The 18,997-nt window shown below is 66.9% G+C and carries 15 protein-coding genes; 14 read left to right on the top strand and 1 reads right to left on the bottom strand.

The annotated features are described in order from the left end of the window. Window positions 1-687: 687 nt before the first annotated feature. The 3 genes from GQ674_RS10690 to GQ674_RS10700 all read left to right on the top strand — a co-directional run bounded on the left by GQ674_RS10690 (window position 688) and on the right by GQ674_RS10700 (window position 5,610). Entirely contained in the window at window positions 688-4,605 is a 3,918-nt protein-coding gene (locus GQ674_RS10690; protein WP_159497055.1) for a hypothetical protein, read from the top strand. Window positions 4,606-4,639: 34 nt separating this feature from the next. Continuing rightward, window positions 4,640-4,996: a VOC family protein gene (locus GQ674_RS10695; protein WP_159497056.1), complete on the top strand. Its 357-nt coding sequence runs from the start codon at window positions 4,640-4,642 to the stop codon at window positions 4,994-4,996. A gap of 137 nt (window positions 4,997-5,133) precedes the next feature. Then, window positions 5,134-5,610: a hypothetical protein gene (locus tag GQ674_RS10700; protein WP_159497057.1), complete on the top strand. Its 477-nt coding sequence runs from the start codon at window positions 5,134-5,136 to the stop codon at window positions 5,608-5,610. A 58-nt stretch (window positions 5,611-5,668) separates the two neighbouring features. On the opposite strand, the gene GQ674_RS10705 is transcribed toward GQ674_RS10700, so the two are convergent. Next, a complete protein-coding gene (locus GQ674_RS10705; protein ID WP_159497058.1) occupies window positions 5,669-5,959 on the bottom strand; it encodes a hypothetical protein in 291 nt (96 codons plus the stop codon). Window positions 5,960-6,180: 221 nt separating this feature from the next. Here GQ674_RS10705 and GQ674_RS10710 point away from each other — a divergent pair, with 221 nt between their 5' ends. The 11 genes from GQ674_RS10710 (at window position 6,181) to GQ674_RS10760 (ending at window position 18,978) form a co-directional block, all read left to right on the top strand. Then, complete coding sequence (locus GQ674_RS10710; RefSeq protein WP_081797188.1) at window positions 6,181-6,351, top strand: CsbD family protein; 171 nt, start codon at window positions 6,181-6,183, stop codon at window positions 6,349-6,351. 227 nt (window positions 6,352-6,578) lie between these two features. Next, complete coding sequence (locus GQ674_RS10715) at window positions 6,579-7,010, top strand: hypothetical protein (protein WP_159499396.1); 432 nt, start codon at window positions 6,579-6,581, stop codon at window positions 7,008-7,010. A gap of 187 nt (window positions 7,011-7,197) precedes the next feature. After that, on the top strand, window positions 7,198-9,237 hold the full coding sequence (locus tag GQ674_RS10720; protein WP_159497059.1) for a TonB-dependent receptor: 2,040 nt from the start codon (window positions 7,198-7,200) through the stop codon (window positions 9,235-9,237). 1 nt (window position 9,238) lies between these two features. Continuing rightward, on the top strand, window positions 9,239-10,657 hold the full coding sequence (locus GQ674_RS10725; protein WP_159497060.1) for a PepSY domain-containing protein: 1,419 nt from the start codon (window positions 9,239-9,241) through the stop codon (window positions 10,655-10,657). A 111-nt stretch (window positions 10,658-10,768) separates the two neighbouring features. Then, window positions 10,769-11,464, top strand: a complete 696-nt coding sequence (locus tag GQ674_RS10730; protein WP_159497061.1) for a response regulator transcription factor — start codon at window positions 10,769-10,771, stop codon at window positions 11,462-11,464. A gap of 22 nt (window positions 11,465-11,486) precedes the next feature. Beyond that, entirely contained in the window at window positions 11,487-12,716 is a 1,230-nt protein-coding gene (locus tag GQ674_RS10735; protein WP_159497062.1) for a sensor histidine kinase, read from the top strand. A gap of 101 nt (window positions 12,717-12,817) precedes the next feature. Continuing rightward, window positions 12,818-13,210, top strand: a complete 393-nt coding sequence (locus tag GQ674_RS10740; protein ID WP_159497063.1) for a diacylglycerol kinase — start codon at window positions 12,818-12,820, stop codon at window positions 13,208-13,210. Window positions 13,211-13,306: 96 nt separating this feature from the next. After that, a complete protein-coding gene (gene eptA / locus GQ674_RS10745; protein WP_159497064.1) occupies window positions 13,307-14,992 on the top strand; it encodes a phosphoethanolamine transferase EptA in 1,686 nt (561 codons plus the stop codon). 184 nt (window positions 14,993-15,176) lie between these two features. After that, on the top strand, window positions 15,177-16,391 hold the full coding sequence (locus tag GQ674_RS10750; RefSeq protein WP_159497065.1) for an acyltransferase family protein: 1,215 nt from the start codon (window positions 15,177-15,179) through the stop codon (window positions 16,389-16,391). A gap of 56 nt (window positions 16,392-16,447) precedes the next feature. Then, on the top strand, window positions 16,448-17,713 hold the full coding sequence (locus GQ674_RS10755; protein WP_201290244.1) for an MFS transporter: 1,266 nt from the start codon (window positions 16,448-16,450) through the stop codon (window positions 17,711-17,713). 17 nt (window positions 17,714-17,730) lie between these two features. Continuing rightward, window positions 17,731-18,978, top strand: coding sequence for an arsenic transporter (locus GQ674_RS10760; protein ID WP_159497066.1), 1,248 nt, complete (start codon window positions 17,731-17,733; stop codon window positions 18,976-18,978). Window positions 18,979-18,997: the final 19 nt, after the last annotated feature.

Raw genomic sequence — 18,997 nt, forward strand, 5'->3', positions numbered from 1 at the left:
GAACAGCACCCGGCGCGCGGCCTCGGGCGCAGGCGTGAGCAGACCTGTCAGCCCCAACGGCGTCGCGGGGCGTCGATGTCGGCGCGCTCGAAGGGCATCACTCTGGGGAACGGCTTCAGCACTGGCGGCTGAAGACGCGAGGGGGAGATGGCGCGTAGACATGGGCGACTCGATGGCAAAGAAACGCGACGCAGCAGGCTCAGCCTCGCACCGGCCACGGCCGGCGCAAGAAACAGTCAAGAGATCACTGCGAAGAGGGGGAAACCCCAGCACGTGCCTGGGGTGTGATCGGAATCTACACCGGGCCTGAATCAATGCACCGTGAACCCGCGACGACAATGGCGTGAATCACCGTGCCGAAATGGCATGTGCTTATACAAATGCGCGGGCGTGTCTGATGCACCGCCAACACTGAACAATTAATATTTTTTTCCGCATGGGTCGAACATCCGGATGTGCCGCCGATCAATGGACGTGGATCGGCGCCGCATGGCGCCGGCGCATCCCACGTCACCGCATGCGTTGAACTGCGCATGGGCGATACGGCGCGTGAGCAATGACGTACCCGGCAGTATTGACCTCTCCACGCCATCAGCCTCTAGAATGCCCCGGCGGCACAAGGCGTGTCGCCGCATGCACCCGCGCCGGCAGGCACACGCGCGGCCGCCTTACCCACACGGACGTACGATGGATTTCATCGCCTCACTGTCGCGCTTCTATGCGCTGCCTGTCACCGCCGCCATTGCCGCGGCAATCGATACGGATGTCGCCGACACCCAGACCCGCGACCTGGTCCACGCGCACCTGTCACGCAACCCGCTGTATTTCGGCGGTATCGACAAGACGCTGTCCGGCTTCGTGGTGCTCGATGACGCCGGCGACAATTACACCCTGCTCGATCTGCGCGGCGGCGGCCAGGTGTGGTGGCAGGACCATGAGACCCGTCAGGTGGAGCCGCGCTTCGCCAGCCTGGACGAGTACGTGGCGTTTCGCGCCCGGCTCTCCCAGGACCCGGATGACGAAGCGTCGCTGCTGCAGGAGTATGCCCTCACCCCGAACGACCGCGATACCGGCACCGCCGCGCTGCTGGACCGCTACCAGTGGGTGATGCATGCGCTGGCGCTGTCAGCGCGCCTTGATGACCAGGTGCTGCTGAGTGCTGACACCTTAGTGGCGGATGCCTACCAGCGTTACATCGGCACGTTCCCGGAAGATGGCAGTGAGCAGCGTTGCTTCGACAGCGAACTGCCGCGCCTGGGTCAGGACACCCACCTGGCCCTGTACTGGCTGCTGCACGCCAGCCTGCTGGGCCAGGACGACCGCCTGGCCCAGGTGCTGGCCGCCATCGGTCACACCGAAATTCCGCTGTTGCAGGCATTCGTGGCCACGTTCGGCGATCTGCACAACGACGCCGCCCTCACCGTCGTGGACGACTTCGCCCACCGCCGCGCCAGACTGCTGATCATGGCCCAGGCTGACACCGGCGGCCCGGTGCAGCTGCTGCTGCGTGCGCTCGCGGTGTCCCCGCGCACAGTCGGCCTGGAGATGGTGGACAAGATCACCCTCGCGCTCGAGCACGATCCTGCGGCCATCGATGCGGCGGTGGCATTGCAGCTACTTGACGGTATCGCGGACCGCGACGCACCCGCCGTGTGGGCACTGCGCGCCTTCCTGCAGGCACAGCAGGGGCTGCCGGCCCAGGCGGCTGCCGACCAGGCCACTCGCCTGCTCGCTGCCAGCCCGCATGCGCCGCTGGAGACCGTGCTGGCCCTGCACCCCATCCGCCAGTGCATCGGCGATGGCCGCGCCTTGTTGGACGTGGTCACCCCGCTGCTGGCCTGGGACGACCTGATGACCCGCGTGCTCGACCTGCTCGAGCACGCGCAGCACCTGTGTGGCGAACAGGTCATGCCAGCCGATGCACTGGCCCGGCAACGTGGCCTGGCCCAGGACGTGCTGGCCATCTGGGACGCGCCCAGCTTTGCCGAAGGCGTGGCCGCCGCCACGCCTGCCACGCGCGAGGCGATGGCCATCCGTCTGGCCCGCACTCCACGCCTGGCCGACACCGACGCCGACCGCGTCTGGGCACTGCATTACCTGCTCGACGGCGCCCTGCCCGGGCGCTGCGCTCTGTTGCAACGCGCCCTGCCGCAATTGAGCCCATCGCTGCAGCGGCAGGTAGTGCCCGCCATCTGCCAGACCGTCACCGACGCCGGTGACCCGCTGGTGCCAATGCTGGTGGCGCTGGCCGGCCAAGAGCCGGCCCCGGGCGACATCGCCGCCGAGCTGGATGCTGACGCCCGCGCCGACGCCATCATCGCCGGCCTGCTGCCGTTCTGGGGCGACCCCCGCCTGTTCGACCCGCTGATGGCCATGCTCGAGCGGGCGCCGCTGAAGAGCGTGCTCGTGGACCGGCTCGGCAACACCGTCGGCGCGGTGCTGCCCGTGCTCGACACCGGGCAGCGACAGCGGCTGCTGCACTGGGCGGTGCCGCGGGTGCAGAAGCAGGAGGACGACCACTGGACGCCACGCATCCTGTCCCGGCTGGAATCGCCCGACCTCGCCCCGGACCTGTGTGCGGTGCTGGAAGCCGAATCCAATGCACTGACCGCCGGTCAGCCGGCCAGCGAAACCGTGCTCAAGGCGATGTACGACAACCTGGGCGAGATCGCCAGGCACCAGCCCGACATTGCCAGCTACCTGGTTCAGCGGCTGTGGCAGGAACACGCCTACCCGCGCGGCCTGTGCTGGGCGCTGTACATCTGCCGCTCGCCCGCCGTGCATGCGCAGGTCATGCAGGCGCTGCAGGCGCGGCCGTCGGTGACCGCCGCCGCCACCTACTGCGCCAGCATCCACAGCTGGGACAGATACCCCGAACAGGTGCTGGAGGTGGCCGAGCATGCGCTCGCGTGGCCATTGCCGGACAACGGCGACGAACGTGGCTACCTCAATTACATCCTGCTGCTGGGCAGCACCGCTGCCCTGACCTGTCAGCAACCGGCCCTGGCCCGCGCGTTGTACCAGCGCGCCGCCGATAGCGACGTGCCCGCACGTGAAGTCGGCAGCAGCAGCAGCGCGGTGTTTGATCCCTACCGCGATGGAGCGCTTCGCGCGCAGCTGCAGGATGCACTGGATGGCAAGGCCGAAAAGCAACGGGCGGCGCTGCACGCACGCCTGTACAAGGCGCGCGCCAAGGGCGTCCCCGATACCCGCATTCCCCTGGCGGCGCTGGGCCAGCTGGCCGGGGGAACGGCCACGTTCGCCTGGTTCCGCCATCCCGTCACCGGTGCCACCCTGTTCCAGGACGCGCTGGGCAACACGCATTATTTCGACGGCCATGCCATCGTCGCGCCGCCCTTCCAGGTGCAGGGGTACACCCTGGCCGACACCGGTCCGACCCTCTTCGACGACGCCACCGAGGTATCCGAGCGCTGGATGTGCTGGAAGGGCGACACGTTCTACGACTGGGCCCGCCTTGGCGCCGCCATCAACGTCGTCCACGGCGCAAGCAATGCACACAACCAGATCCACCTGGCACTGCGCTGTGCCACCGCGCAGGAGGCCGCAGAGGTGCTGGCAGGCATCCGGGCCCACCCGCTCACCGGGTACGTTGCCTGCGACCCCTGGTACCTCGCCGGGGGCGGGGAGATTGCCCGCACCCTTTACCACCCCGGGCAGGGGGGTGGGCTCAAGCTCTTCGTCAGCAACGGCACCTGGCTTGACCGCGACCGTACCCCCGTGCCCGCCGATATCGCGCTGGCCACCTTCGACACGCTGGAAGCGGCGGCCCGCCGCGTCGGCGGTTTCACCTACGGCATCGAATGCCTGGACAACCACAAGCGACCGCAGGACCAGCCTCTGCTGGAGTGGTTTGTCGACCTGGGGCGGCGGCACGCCAGCAACGTGACGCAGGCGCTCGAACAGACCACTGAACCGCTGCAGCGCTACCTGGCCGCACATGCCCTGCTGCCACCCGGCACCGCCCTGCACATGCACCGCGAGGCACCCGTGGCACAGGCCGACATCGACGCACTGGCCGCCGCCCAGACCCATCCGCTGCCGGACGTGCTGGTGTCCTGCTGGCAGCACCATGCCAGCATCGGCTGGCACTTTGCCGACCAGGGCATGCGCCTGTTGACGCCAGGCGAGCTGCTTGCCATCACTGCGATGGACGGTCGCCGCCCCCTGCTGGTGGACGCACGCGGTACGCCACGCTGGATGCTGCACGACACCGACGACAGCGACCGCCAGGTGATCCCGTCCGACCACGACGCCGACGTCGACGTGCCGGCCGATGAGGCCTTGCCCAGCGCATTGATCGCCACATTGCTGGGCACCATGGAGCGCGCCATACCCAACGCAGACCTGCTCTGGTACGGCCAACGTGGTGACGCCGACGTGCAGTTCCTGCAGTTGGCCAGCGCCTCCCATGTCACGCAATTGCGGTTGGACCGCGACGCCGCCATCCTGGCAGTACGCAAGGGCGAGCGCGGCCAGGACGGCAAAGTACGCATTGACAGGTTCCAGAGCCTGGCCAAGGCAGAGGCGGCGTTTACCAAGGCGCGCAAGGCGGCTGAGGCTGGCGGCGCTGCGCCGCACCCGTAACATCAGACAGTTGACGCCACCCACGGAGCGCCCCATGCAACAGACCGTCATTCCCCAGCTGCGCATGACCCAGGCCACGGTGAGCGTGCCGTTCTACCAGCAGCTGGGTTTCACCATCGACTGGGAACACCGTTTCGCGCCCGGCATGCCGCTGTTCGTGCAGATCAGCCGTGAGGGTCAGCAGCTGTTCCTGAGCGAACATGCCGGGGACTGCGAACCTGGCGGCGCGGTGTATTTCCATGTGCCGGATGTGGATGCATTGCATGCCGCGTTTGTGGCCGCCGGAGCGGCCGTGTTCCGCGCGCCGGCCGATGTGCCGTGGGGCGGTCGCGAGATGATGGTGGTGGATCCGGACCACAACCGGCTGCGGTTTGCTACGCAGGGCGCGTGACACCGCAGAAGAATGTGGAGACAAAGCGCCCTGCTTGATGAACGCGTCAGGCGCGTTCGGGCGCCAGCGATTGAATCCTCCCCAACGGCCCGCATTGACAGGGGGCGCCCGCGGTTGGGCGCTCTCAGGAGAAATGCATGCCGCACCATGAAAAGGTCGCCCTCGCGGGCGTCATCGAACACGTCTTTGCGCATCGGTTCACCCTGATCTGCAACGAGCAGGCCTACCTGGCCGATCTGGGCCCCAAGGGTGTCGAGGCGTTCCCACTCAAGCAGGGCCAGGCCGTCAGGCTTGAGGGGGAACAGCGTCCCTCGGAAATCAAAGTCGCACGCATCGCCAGAAAGGGCGGCGCTTTTGTCGCGGTGGAACACAAAAAGCCGCATCACGGCCCGAAACACGCCCACGCCGACGCGCCAGCAGACGCGGGCATCGTACTGGCGGCGGTGAAAAAGGCAGGCTGGACCGTCAAGGGCAAGCCCGAACGCAAGCCCAAGCACTTTGAAGTCCTGGCCCGGCACGATGCCGGTGAGTGGACCGAGCTGCATGTGGACTTTGCAGGCGTGATCTACAAACAGAAAGCTGCCGACCACGGAAAGTGGAACGTGCCCGCCTGACCTGCCCGCACCACGTATCGCCAGCGCCCCGGCGTCTCCCCGGGCGCTGCTTCAGCCGCTAGGCAGATTGCAGTTGCCGCTGCCGCAGGGCCGCGCCTTTCAGCGCCTGCTCGCCGCACCCGGTGGGGCAGCGAAGCACGCGCGCCGCTGAGGTGCTGACGAAGCCCTGCCCTTCCTGCGCCTTGAAAATCACCTCACACGACAGGCAACGCGCCACCATCGAATACAGGTGGATGATGCGTCCGCTGCTTGGGTCCTGCAACGCGTTCACTTCCAGCAGATCGAAGTGGCAGCTATCGGGCATCGCGCGGCGGGGAAGCGGATGGGAAACAGAGGTCTGCAGGTTCACGAGCGCGCGCCATTGGTGTAATGGCCAAAACTGTAAGGCGCCGGATGTGGAGCGCGAGTGCAGACGCCGTGCAGCCACCGCGATGCGCGTCGGTCGTCATCGCACGACCATTGCATCCCTGAACCGTTTGGTATGGCACGGCAGAATTTCACTTACGCCACACCCCCCGTGCAAGCAGCATGGCCACGCCCACTCCGGGGCGACATAGCGAGGCATTGAACATGGACAAGAACCGTACCGAAGGTGCAAAGAACCAGGTCAAGGGCACCGTGAAGGAAGTGGCTGGCAAGGTCACCGGCGACAAGGCCCAAGAGCTTGAAGGCAAGGCCCAGAAAACCGTTGGCAAGGTGCAGAGTGAAGTGGGCAAGGCCAAAGACAACGCCCGTCATTGACATGAGCGCGCTGCTCCTGAGCTGTGGCGAGGGAGCAGTAGCGACCCATCTGATGAGATGAATGGCCATCCGTGCCCCGTCGGGGGCTGGCCGCAGGTGCGACAAACCGTCGCAATCACGCGGAAACCGGGCACCCTCGCCGCGGGAATTCCCCGATATGGCCTAGAATCCGGGCCGTGCGCTCCCCCGTTCTCCACCGCTGGCTTCACGCCTGGGCCTGCCTGGCCATGCTGCTTGTGGTGCTCGCACCGCTGGTAAGCCGGGCGCTGGCGCATCCGCCCGTCGCTGTCGTGCAGCCCGCGCACGCGCATGCCGCGCATTCCCAGCCGGTCGAAACTGCCGCAGCACATGCGCACCCCATGCATCACGATTCGGCCCATGGTATGGATCACGCCATGACGCATCCGCCGGGGCACGCCGAATCCGCACCCGCTGCCGCACCCACGCCTGCCGATCCCCATGCACAGCACGACATGGGCGTGGACTGTGACTACTGCCTGATCGCGGCGCGGATGATCAGCCTGCTGGTCGCCCTGCTTCTGTTGATGACCATCGGGCCGGTGCACTTCCGTGCCTTGGCCGGTCTGGTGGCTATGCGGCAATCTCCCTCACCGGGAACCCTCGGCGCACGCGGTCCACCGCACGCCCTCGCCTGCTGATCCAGCGTAGACCTCAAGGCGCGCATCGCGCCACGCCGTCATTGCTCCGCCAGACACGCCCGGCCCTTGCGCGGGTGCACCCGCGTGGCGCTGGATCCAGCCCGTCTCCTCCAACCACCGGCTCACACGCCGGCGCCTTTGCCTGTCTCGACCCCACGAGGGTCGCGGCATTTCGATGTTGTGCACAATGAACCCACCTCCCGCTCCACACCGGCTTTCCCGCGCCCTCCTGGCCGCACTTGCCTGCGCAGCCACCGTCCCATCGGTCGCCGCCGCACAAGACGGCACCGTGCTCACCCTCGGCACCGTGCAGGCCCGCGCCACCGCCGAACGCACGCTCCCGGCGCGTTCGGTGTTCAGCTCGGTGGACATCATAGGCGGCGACCTCCTGCAGCAGCAGAAGGTGGACCACAGCTGGGAGCTGCTGATGAACGCCCCCGGCGTGCAGGTCACCCAGTTCAAGATGGGCACCGATGCCGGACGCTTCTCCTTCCGCGGCTTCAACGGCGAAGGCCGCATCAACGCGGTCAAGCTGCTCATCGACGGCATTCCCAGCAACGACAACGCCGGCGGCATGCCCTATCTCGACGCCGTTTTCCCGCTGGATGTCAGCGCGATCGAAATCGTGCGCGGCACCAACGATGCCCGATATGGCCTGCACGCCATCGCCGGCGATGTGAACGTGCTCACCCGCCAGGGCGGCAACGATGGCCAGCTGAGCGTTACCGTGGGCAGCTTCGGCACCCGGGACGTCCAGGTGGCCAAGGGATTGGAGAACGGCGCGTGGTCGCAGAACTACTTCATCGGCTGGCGCAGCGCCGATGGCGAGCGCGATCATGCCGACGGCACGCAACGCAGCGTTGCCGGCAAATGGTTCTACACCGATCCCGATGGCCGCTGGCACGCGGGCCTGACGAGCCGCTATTACAAAAACGCCGCGCTGGAAGCCGGCTACCTGAGTTACGCCGAGGTGCAAGCCAACCCCAACCAGTCGCCCGCCTACGCCCGCGATGACCGCAGCGAGCGCGAAACCCTCCAGACCGCCCTACACCTCGACGGCACCCTGGGCACCAACGGGAGCTGGAATGCCAAGGCTTATCAGAATGCCTACCGCAACCAGCGCTGGGTAACGTTCACCGCCGGCGGCGCGCAGCAGGAGCGCTTCAACGACGAAACCCACCGCGGGCTGATGCTCACCACCACCTGGCGCCCCACCACGGCCCTGACCGAGTTCGTGCTGGATGCCGGCGTGGACGGCCAATGGCAGGACAACACCGCGCGCCGCTTCCGCACCGTGGCGCGCGAGCGCCTGGCCACCCTGCGCGACTGGGATTTCGACCTGGACACCCGCGGCGCCTACGTGCAGGCCGTGATCCGCCCCACCCCGGCACTGAAGATCGTGCCCGCCTATCGCGTGGACCACATCGAGGGCGATTTCCACAACGTGGATGCCAACACCCGCGCGCCGGTATACGACTACGGCCTGATCAAGCAGCCCAAGCTCAGCGTGTCCTACGACCTGGCCAGCACCACGGTGGCCTACGCCAACTGGGGCCGCACCTTTCAGATCGGCAGCGGCAACGGCGCCTACCGCACCCAGGCCGGCAACCTCCTGCCCTCCATCAACGAAGGCTGGGAGACCGGCCTCAAGTGGGCACCCACCCTCGGCCTGCAGACCCGGGTGGCGTACTGGGAACAACGCGCGTCCGATGAAGTGGCCACCATCCTTGGCGTCAACGGCAGCGTCGGCAGCAACGAAGTGGGCAACGTGGGCAAGACCCTGCGCCGCGGCTGGGACGCGCAGCTGACCTGGCAGGCCAACCCGCACTGGCGCGCCTGGGCCTCGTACTCGCGGCAGAAGGCCGTGATCCAGGTACCCGACCCCACCGCGCCGAGCACCCGTGGGCGACAGATCGAAAACGTACCGAACTGGCTTACCAGCGCCGGCGTGGAATACACCCCCACCCAGGACTGGACCTTCAGTGCCTGGGGCAATGGCCAGGGCGATTACTTCGTGGAGCGCACCAACACACTCGGCCGTTACGGTGGCTACGCGCTGTTGAACCTCAGCGCCCGCTACAGGGTGGACGCGCGCAACCAGCTGGCCCTGCAGCTGAAGAACGCGACGGACCGCTTCTACGTGTATGCCTGGTATGACACTGGCTCGTCCGGCTACTCGCCGGGCGATGGCCGCGCGCTCTACCTGAGCTGGACCCGGGAGCTCTGAGATGGACACCACTCCCACCCCGCGCACCCCAGGCCGCTGGCGCTTCTACCGCGCGGTGTGGCGGTGGCATTTCTATGCCGGCCTGTTCGTGCTGCCCTTCATCGCCTGGCTGGCGCTGACCGGTGCCGCCTATCTCTACCAGAAGCCGATCGACCGCTGGGTGCACCCTGACCTGAAGGTGGTGGCACCCTCGCCGCAGGCGCGTGCGCTGCCCAGCGCCCAGATCGCCGCAGTCACCGCCCTCTCCACCGGGGACGTGTTCCGCTACACCACGCCCGAACGCGCCGATGGCAGCGTGGAAATCGGCGTGCTGCGGCCCAACGGGCGGCGCGAGGTCTACTACGTTGACCCGAGCAGCGCGCTGGTGCTCGGGCACCTGCCCGACAAGGGCACGTTCTCCGGCGTCGTGCGCCGCCTGCACAGCCTGGACCTGCTGGGGGACTACGCCAGTGCACTGATCGAGATTGCCGCAGGCTGGGCCATCCTGCTGGTGCTCACCGGCCTCTACCTGTGGTGGCCACGCGGGCAGAAAGGCGGCATCACGACCCTACGCGGGCAGCCGCGCCAGCGCCTGTTCTGGCGCGACCTGCATGCTGTCACCGGCGTCTGGGTGGGTCTGGTGCTGCTGTTCCTGGCCGTCACCGGCATGCCGTGGTCGGTGGTGTGGGGCAAGCAGGTCAATGCGTGGACCAACGGCCAGGACTACGGCTATCCCGCCGGTGTGCGCGTGCAGGTGCCGATGTCGCAGCAACGGTTGGCCGATACCACCTCGCCCACCTGGTCGATGGAGCAGGCGCGGCTGCCAGCGTCGGCCCTGCCCCATGCGCACCACACCGCTGCCGAAAAGCACGACGGGCACGAAGGCCACGGCGGCGGCGCACTGGGCGACCTGTCACCGCAGCCGGGCGCCATCGGCATCGACGCGGCCGTACAGCGGTTCAACCGCCTTGGGCTGACGCCCGGCTACAGCGTGGCACTGCCGCGTGGCCCGATGGGCGTGTACACCGCCTCGGTGTACCCGGAAGACGTGGCCAGCCAGCGCGTGGTGCACCTGGACCAGTACAGCGGACGGGTGCTGCTGGACATGGGATACGCCGACTACGGCGCGCTGGGGCGCGGGCTGGAATGGGGCATCAACGTACACCTGGGCCAGGAATACGGCACGCTCAATCGGCTGTTCCTGCTGGTGGCCTGCGCTGCCATCGTGATGCTGTGCGTGAGCGGCGTGGTGATGTGGTGGAAGCGCCGGCCGCTGGGCGGCATCGGGGTGCCGCCACTGCCCAGGGAACGGCGCACGGTCGCCATCGTGTTCGCGCTGCTGTGCGTTGGCGGGGTGCTGTTCCCGTTGGTAGGAGTGTCGCTGCTGGTGGTGGGCGTGCTGGATTTCATTGCCAGTGGTGGGTGGCGTAGCCCGAACTGAGACATGGCGTGTTGCACCGTGCCAACAGGTCAGCCCCCAGGACCAACGGCGCTTGGCAACGCGGCCAAGATCCCGCAGAGTTCCCGGCACGTATCACCCTGCCCCTGAGTCATGACACGCCTGCTCATCATTGAAGACAACCCGGAGTTGGTCGCCAACCTGTACAGCTTCTTCGAGCCGCTCGGCTATGTGCTCGACGACGCGCGTGATGGTGCCACCGGGCTGCGCCTGGCCACGCAGAATGATTACGACGCCATCCTGCTGGACCTGATGCTGCCGCGGCTGGATGGCATGACGCTGTGCCAGAAACTGCGTCAGGAATTCCAGAATCCCGTACCGATCATCATGCTGACCGCACGTGATCCGGTTGACGACCGGGTGCAGGGGTTGGCGCTGGGGGCCGACGACTACCTGATCAAGCCTTTCTCGCTCCGGGAACTGGATGCGCGCATCCAGGCGCTGGTGCGGCGCGCCCAGGGTCGACAGGTGCAAGGCACCCTGGCATGGGAAGACCTGCAGGTGGACACGCGTGCTCCCCAGGCCTGGCGGCAGGGCCAGGCCATCAGCCTGACCCCCAGTACCCACAAGCTGCTGCTGTGCCTGATGCGCGCCGCACCTGCCGTGGTCAGGAAGCAGGAAATGGAATACCTGCTCTGGGGCGACGATCCGCCCGACAGCGGCGCACTGCGTACGCACATCCATGAACTTCGCCAGCACGCCGACCGGAACTTCCCGTCCCCGCTGATCGAGACGGTTCACGGCGTCGGCTGGCGCTTGAGCAAACCGCAGAAGGCCAGCGTGCAATGACACGGGGAGCAGCACTGCGGCCATGAGATCGATCTACCGCCAACTCACCCTGCGCACGCGCATCATCATTTCCTTCGTGCTGCTGATGGTCGCCGTGATGGGCTTCATCGTGGCCGCAGAGCAGCTGGACTATGACGAGCTGCGGGCCTACGTGATCTCAAAGAGCCTGCACAGCGAGATGCATCGGCTGGAAGCGGAGATGGCCAACGGCATCCTCCCCACCCTGCCCGATGGCAGCCAGCTCTATGATGCCACTACCGTACCCGAGGCGTTGCGCAGCTATACGCCCGGCTACTACAGCGCCAAACATCCCGACGTCTGGCACATGCTGGTGTTCGACCGCGACGGACAGCGCTACTACCTGCGCCAGGACGCCAAGCGCTACCAGTACCTCGAGCACGTCATCGACGCGTACGCGTTGGTAGTCATCCTGTCATGCATTCTGTGCGCATTCTGGATCGGCCGGCTGACGGCGGCGCGCGTCATCGCGCCCATCACGCGCCTGGCCGATGCGGTGGAGCGCAAGGAAATGCCGTTTCCGTTCCAGGACGCCCGGGACGAAATCGGCGTGCTGGCACGCGCCTTCGCGCAACACAGCGATGAAGCGCAGCAGTTCCTGCAACGCGAAAGGTGCTTCGTCGGCGATGCCAGCCATGAACTGCGCACGCCCCTGGCCATCATCGCCGGCGCGGCCGAGACCATCGCGCACCAGCTGCCCGACGGCAGCCACCTGCACGCCAGCGCCGAGCGCATCATGCGCACCACCCAGGAGATGCACCGCCAACTTACCTGCCTGTTGTTGCTGTCTCGCGACCCGCAGCGGCTTGAGAAGGAAGACGTCGCGCTGCGCACCTTGATCGAAGAGTGCATTTCCCGTTGCCCGCCCTGGCTGGCCAACAAACCGGTGGTGGTGGTGCTGGACGCGCCGCAGGATCCACGCGTCCACACCAACGCCGAACTGGCGCGTAGCGTGGTCTGGAACCTGCTGCGCAATGCATGCCAGTACACCGACGAAGGTCAGATACACATCCGCGTGGAGCACACCACCCTGGTCATCGCCGATACCGGCCCAGGGCTGCCATCCAGCATCGATCCCCAGCAGTTTCAGCGCTTCACCCCCAGCGCGCGCCAGAGTGGCGAAGGGCTTGGCCTGTCCATCGTGCAGCGGATCGTGGAACACCTGGGGTGGCACATGGCCGTCGAGAGCTCGGCGCATGGCTGCCGCTTCACCTTGGACATGTCGGCAGCGTAGTGACCGGGCGCGGTCACATCCTGCAACAGGGGCGAATCCTGACAGCTTTCTGACGCCCCCTTCCCAATGCTCTGCAGCGACCCATTCCCTGTGAACTCCACATGCACCCCCAAAACTCCACTGGAACCGGCAAATATCGCCACGGCAAAACCGGGCTGAGCCGGATCCTGCACACCCTGATTTACTCCCGCGATGGCTTCATGGCCACCGTCCGCGGCGAGGCCGCCTTCAGGCAACTGCTGGCCCTGCATGGCGTGCTGATGGCCGTGACCTTCCTACTGAACCTCAGCGCCATAGAACGTGCCGTGATGCTGGCCGTCAGTTTCATCAGCCTGTTGGTGGAGCTGCTCAACTCCGCCATCGAGGCGGTGGTCGACCGCATTTCGCTGGAGCGCCACCCGCTCTCCAAGAACGCCAAGGACATGGGCAGTGCCGCCCAGACCGTGTCACTGCTCATGGTCGGCGCGGTATGGGCCGTGGTGCTGATGGCGTAGGTCGCCGCGCAATGCGCGCGACTGGCTGCAGGCAGACCTGACAACTTCCTGATACTTGCCTTCTGATACTTCGCGCACTTTTCGCTCCCCGGAAGAATGCGCGTGATTCAACGTCTTGTTTCTTTGCGGCTCAACCCGGTGCACCTCACCTGGATAGCCGCACTGTTCTTTGCCACTGTGGGCAACTTGGCACTGTGGCAAACGCTCTGGACCCACGTGGAGATCGACAGCCTGCGCAGCGTGTTGTTCTTCATCAGCCTGCCCGTTTTCCTGTTCTGCGCGTTCAACGTGCTGCTTACGCCGGTACTCGCGCTGCCTTATCTGCGCAAGCCGCTGCTGGCACTTCTGGTACTGGTCAGCGCGGCCTGTACGTACTTCATGCTGCATTACGGCGTGCTGATCGATCGCAGCATGGTGCAGAACGCACTGGAGACCAACCAGGCCGAGCTTGCCTCCTACTTCTCCGCCCCCCTGCTGCTCACCGTGCTGGCGCTGGGCGTTCTGCCGGCGGCTGCAATGGTGTCCTTACCCACCCGGCGCATCGCCGGCGCCCTGCAGACCGTGTCCTGGTGGGTCATCAACCTGGTGGCGGCACTGGTGATCCTCTCCGTCGTGTCCCTGGCGTTCTACAAGGACTACGCTTCCCTGCTTCGCAACAACCGCCAGCTCAAGGACCAGCTGCTGCCCGTCACCGTCGTGCGCAACGCCAATGGCTACCTCAAGCGCAAGTACATCGCTGTCTCGCGACCGTTGCAGACCGTCGCCGAAGATGCCCGGCGGCCGGTGCCGGTGGAAGGCCGGCGGCCCCGGCTCGTCATTGCCGTCGTGGGTGAAACCGCGCGGGCCCGGAACATGCAGCTCAACGGCTACTCCCGCGCCACCAATCCGGTGCTGTCCAAGCGCGGCGACGTCATCGCGTTCAAGCACGTCGCCTCGTGCGGCACCGCCACCGCCATTTCAGTGCCCTGCCTGTTCTCCCGCATGGCACGGGCGCAGTACGACGAGGTACGCGCGGCGACCGAGGAGAACCTGCTGGACATCCTGCAGCGTACGGGTGTGGGCATCCTCTGGCGCAACAACAACAATGGCGGCTGCAAGGGCGTGTGCGCGCGCGTGCCTACCGAGCACATGCCGGCGCTCAAGGTGGCCGGGCAGTGCGTCAACAAGGACGGCACCTGCTACGACGAGGTCCTGCTGCACCAGCTCGGGGCCCGCATCGATGCCCTGCAGGGCGACGCGCTGATCGTGCTTCACCAGCTGGGCAGCCATGGCCCCACCTACTTCGAGCGCTACCCCCCAGACGCCAGGGTGTTCAGCCCCACCTGTGACAGCAACCAGATCCAGACCTGCACCAACGAGGCGCTGACCAACACCTACGACAACACCCTCGTCTACACCGACCGGATGCTGGGCAAGGCCATCACCCTGCTGGAGAGCTACGCGGACCAGCGCGACGTGGCGATGATCTACGTGTCCGACCATGGCGAGTCGTTGGGCGAGCGCGGCATGTACCTGCACGGCACGCCGTACCTCATTGCGCCCCCGGAGCAGACGCACGTGCCGCTGCTCATGTGGTTTTCGCCGCGCTTTGCGGAACAGGCCCACCTCAGCCTTGCGTGCCTGCGCGAGCGCGCCGAGGACGGGCGCTACAGCCACGACAACCTCTACCACTCCCTGCTGGGGCTGTTCGATGTGCAGTCCCGCGTCTATCGGAAGGAGCTGGACCTGTTTGCGGGCTGTCGTCCGGCTGAGGCCGCCATGACGCCGGGGATGACCCACTGACGCGGTCACCGGGCTTTGCATCCAACCCACCCGCGCGGTGCCGGTGCCGGTGTACCTCCACGGCCCCTCCCACTCGCCCCTCAGGCCCCGCCACTGGTCCCTTTCCCTTGTGCGGCGGTCCCTTCCGGCCTGTAACCGATCCGCCTGCCCCGCATGCTGCGGCACCCCCATCCCGTCCCTTCGTATGACCCGACGACACGATATCGACGCCCTGCGCGTCATCGCCTTCGCACTGCTCATCCTCTATCACCTGGCCATGGCCTATGTGGACGGCTGGGGCTTTCACCTGAAGAGCACCCACACCACGCCCGAGCTGCAGTGGCCGATGCGCCTGCTCAACGGCTGGCGCATGTCCCTGCTGTTCCTGATCTCCGGGGTGGCCATCGCCCTGCTGGGGCCGCGCCTGGCGGCCGGGCGCTTTGCGCTGCTGCGCACGTGGCGACTGCTACTGCCGCTGGTATTCGGCATGTTCTTTGTGGTCCCGATCCAGCCCTACTGCGAAGCCGTCACCAACGGCTATGCGTCGCCCGGGTTCGGTGCGTTTCTCCTGCGCTACTGGCAGGTCCGCCCCTGGCCGGAGGGCAGCTTCGCGGGGGCCCCGTTCGGCATCACCTGGAATCACCTGTGGTATCTGGCCTACCTCTGGTGCTACAGCATGGTGCTGGTTCTGCTCAAGCCGCTGCTGGATTCGGCCCCGGTTCGTCGGCTTACTGGACGCATGGCACGGTCCCATGGCCTGTTCCTCCTTCTCGGGCCGACGGCGGTGCTGCTGCTGTGGCTGGTCTGGCTCGCCCCGGCGCATCCGGCAACCAACACCCTGGTGAACGACACCTACCAGCATGCCAAGTACTTCACCGTGTTCCTGATCGGCTATGCACTCGGGCGGGAGACAGCGTTCTGGCAGCGCGCTGTCGACTTGCGCTGGGCCAGCCTTGTTGCCGTGTGCCTGGCGGTCTGCTGGTACTTCCTGCTGGAAGCGCTGGGTCGATGGCTGCCGGCAGACTCGTCATTGCGCACCTGGCCGGAAGGGTTCTGGAGCCTGCAATCCCGGTTCTGCGAGATGCTCTATGTGTGGGGTGTGATGCTGACCCTGCTGGGCTGGGCCAAGCGCTACCTGGATCGTCCGTTCCGCTGGCTGCCTTACTGCACCGAAGCGGTGTACCCGTGGTACATCCTTCACCAAAGCCTGCTGATTGCCGCCCTGTTCTGGTTGAAGCCGCTGCACCTTGGCCCCGTGCTCGAACCGCTGCTGGTCCTGATCGCCACGGTGGCCGGCTGCCTGCTGCTGCACGAATACCTGATTCGTCGCGTGCGCTGGATCCGCCCGCTGTTCGGGCTGAAGGCGGCCAACGGCGACATTTCCCGGCGCCACGCCGCCGTCACGAACGCACGCGCATAACGTGCCAACCCCCCCGAGCGTCGGGGCAGATCGTCCCGACCTTCGAGCCTGTGCACGTGAATCCATCGCCCCCCGTACTGCAGCCGTCCCGCTCGCCCGATCGCGCGCTCGACGCGGTCAACTTCTTCCTGGCCGATGTGCGCGACGGACTGGGGCCCTACCTCGCCATCTACCTGCTGGCCGTCCACAAGTGGGAACCGGCCAGCATCGGCGCGGTGATGACCGTGGCCGGGCTCGCCGCCCTGGTCGCGCAGACGCCGGCAGGCGCCTTGATCGATCGGGTGAACGGCAAGCGGGCGACAATCGTGATCGCCGCGATGCTGGTCACCGTGAGCTGTCTGGTGCTGCCCTGGACCGCCTCGTTCACGCTCGTGGCGCTTACCCAGGCGCTCGGCGCCATCGCCGGTACGGTCTTCGCCCCGGCCATCGCGGCCCTATCGCTCGGTATCGGCGGGCCGCGGGTGTTCGCGCGGCGCATGGGCCGTAACGAAACGTTCAATCATGCGGGCAATGCCGTCGCGGCGGTGCTGGCCGGCGGGCTGGCCTATGTGGGCGGGCCCGTGGTGGTGTTCTACCTGATGGCGGCCATGACACTGGCCAGCATCGCCGCCGTGCTGATGATTCCCTCCGCGGCCATCGACCACGAGCGTGCACGCGGGTTGCCGTCGCCCGGGCAGGACGCGCCCGCGCCGGCCTCGGTCCGCCTGCTGCTACAGAACAGAACGTTGGTGATCCTGGCCGCCTGCTGCGCCCTGTTCCACCTGGCCAACGCGGCGATGCTTCCGCTGGTGGGCCAGAAGCTGTCCCAGACCAGCCCCGCGCTGGCCACCACGCTCACCGCCGCATGCATTGTCGCGGCCCAGCTGGTGATGGTGCCGGCCGCGCTGCTGGTGGGTTCCCGGGCCGACGCCTGGGGGCGCAGGCCGCTGCTGCTGGCGGCGTTTCTCATCCTGCCGATCCGTGGCGTGCTGTATCCGCTGTCCGACGCGCCCGCGTGGCTGCTCGGCGTACAGTTGCTCGATGGTATCGGGGCCGGCATCTTCGGCGCCCTGCTTCCGGTCATCGTCAGTGACCTCACCCAGGGAACCGGTCGCTTCAATGTCACGCTCGGCGCGGTGTCCACCGCATTCGGGCTGGGCGCCGCCTTCAGTCCGGGGCTGGCCGGGATGATCGTCCAGTTCGCTGGGTATGATGTCGCGTTCCTGACCCTGGCAGCGATCGCTGCCCTCGCCTTCGTCTTGGCCATGGCCATGCCCGAGACGCGGCCCCAGGCCAGCAATGCCACCGAATCCGCGACACCGCCGTCCGACACCCGCCTTTGAGTTTCCCCGAGCAATCGATGCAGATCCCCACCACGTCCCTGATCATCTGGACGGTAACCGCCGTCGCCACCTGCGGTGTCATCTTTCGCCCCTGGCGCATTCCCGAGTACGCTTGGGCACTGGGCGCGGCCGCGCTGCTGACCGTCACCGGGCTGCTGCCGTTGAACACGGCCATGGCCGCCGTGGCCGAAGGGGGCGATGTCTACCTGTTCCTGATCGGCATGATGGTGCTGGCCGAACTGGCACGGCAGGAAGGGCTGTTCGACTGGCTGGCCGCGTACGCCGTGCAGCACGCCAAGGGCTCGGGGAAACGCCTGTTTGACCTGGTGTTCCTGGTGGGCACCCTGGTCACGATCTTCCTGTCCAATGACGCCACGGCCGTCGTGCTCACGCCGGCGGTCTACGCAGCCTGCAAGGCCGCCCGGGCCAACCCGCTGCCGTATCTGTTCGTCTGTGCGTTCGTGGCCAATGCCGCCAGTTTCGTCCTGCCCATTTCCAATCCGGCCAACCTGGTGGTCTTCGGCGATCACATGCCCTCGCTGCCCGAATGGCTGCGGCAGTTCACCCTGCCTTCGCTGGCTGCCATCGGCATGACCTACCTGGTACTGCGGCTGGCGCATCGCCGCCAGATCGCGCAGCCGCTGGTGGCGCTGGCCGAACAGCAGCCACTGTCCGAGGGCGGCCGTTTGTGCGCCATCGGCGTCGGCGTCACCGGCAGCGTGCTGCTGGTCACCTCGGCCATGAACGGGCCGCTGGGTCTGACCACCTTCTGCGCCGGTGCAGTCACCCTGGCCGCCATCCGTCTGCGCCAACGCCGCAGCCCGTTGCCGATCCTGCGGCATGTGTCCTGGGGCGTACTGCCTTTGGTGGCCGGGCTCTTCGTACTGGTCGAGGCCGTGGCGCACACCGGGGTGATTCGCCTCGCCGCCGACGCGCTGGAGGCCTTTGCACGCACATCGCCCGGCGAAGCGAGCTGGCTGGCCGGTGGCGCGGCCGCCGTGCTGAGCAACCTGGCCAACAACCTGCCGATCGGCCTGGTGGCCGGCTCGGTGGGCCAGATGGCCGACCTGCCCACACAGACCCGCGCCGCGCTGCTGATCGGCGTGGATCTCGGCCCCAACCTGTCGGTGACCGGCTCGCTCGCGACCATGCTCTGGCTGGTGGCGCTGCGCCGCGAAGGCGAGCACGTCAGCGCGCTTGCCTTCCTGCGCCTGGGCATCCTGGTGATGCCGCCGGCCTTGCTTGCCGCGCTCTGGCTGCTGTAGCCACGTTGTGCATAGCGCA

It is taken from the genome of Stenotrophomonas sp. 364 (genome assembly GCF_009832905.1).
Taxonomy (GTDB): Bacteria; Pseudomonadota; Gammaproteobacteria; order Xanthomonadales; family Xanthomonadaceae; genus Stenotrophomonas; species Stenotrophomonas maltophilia_AP.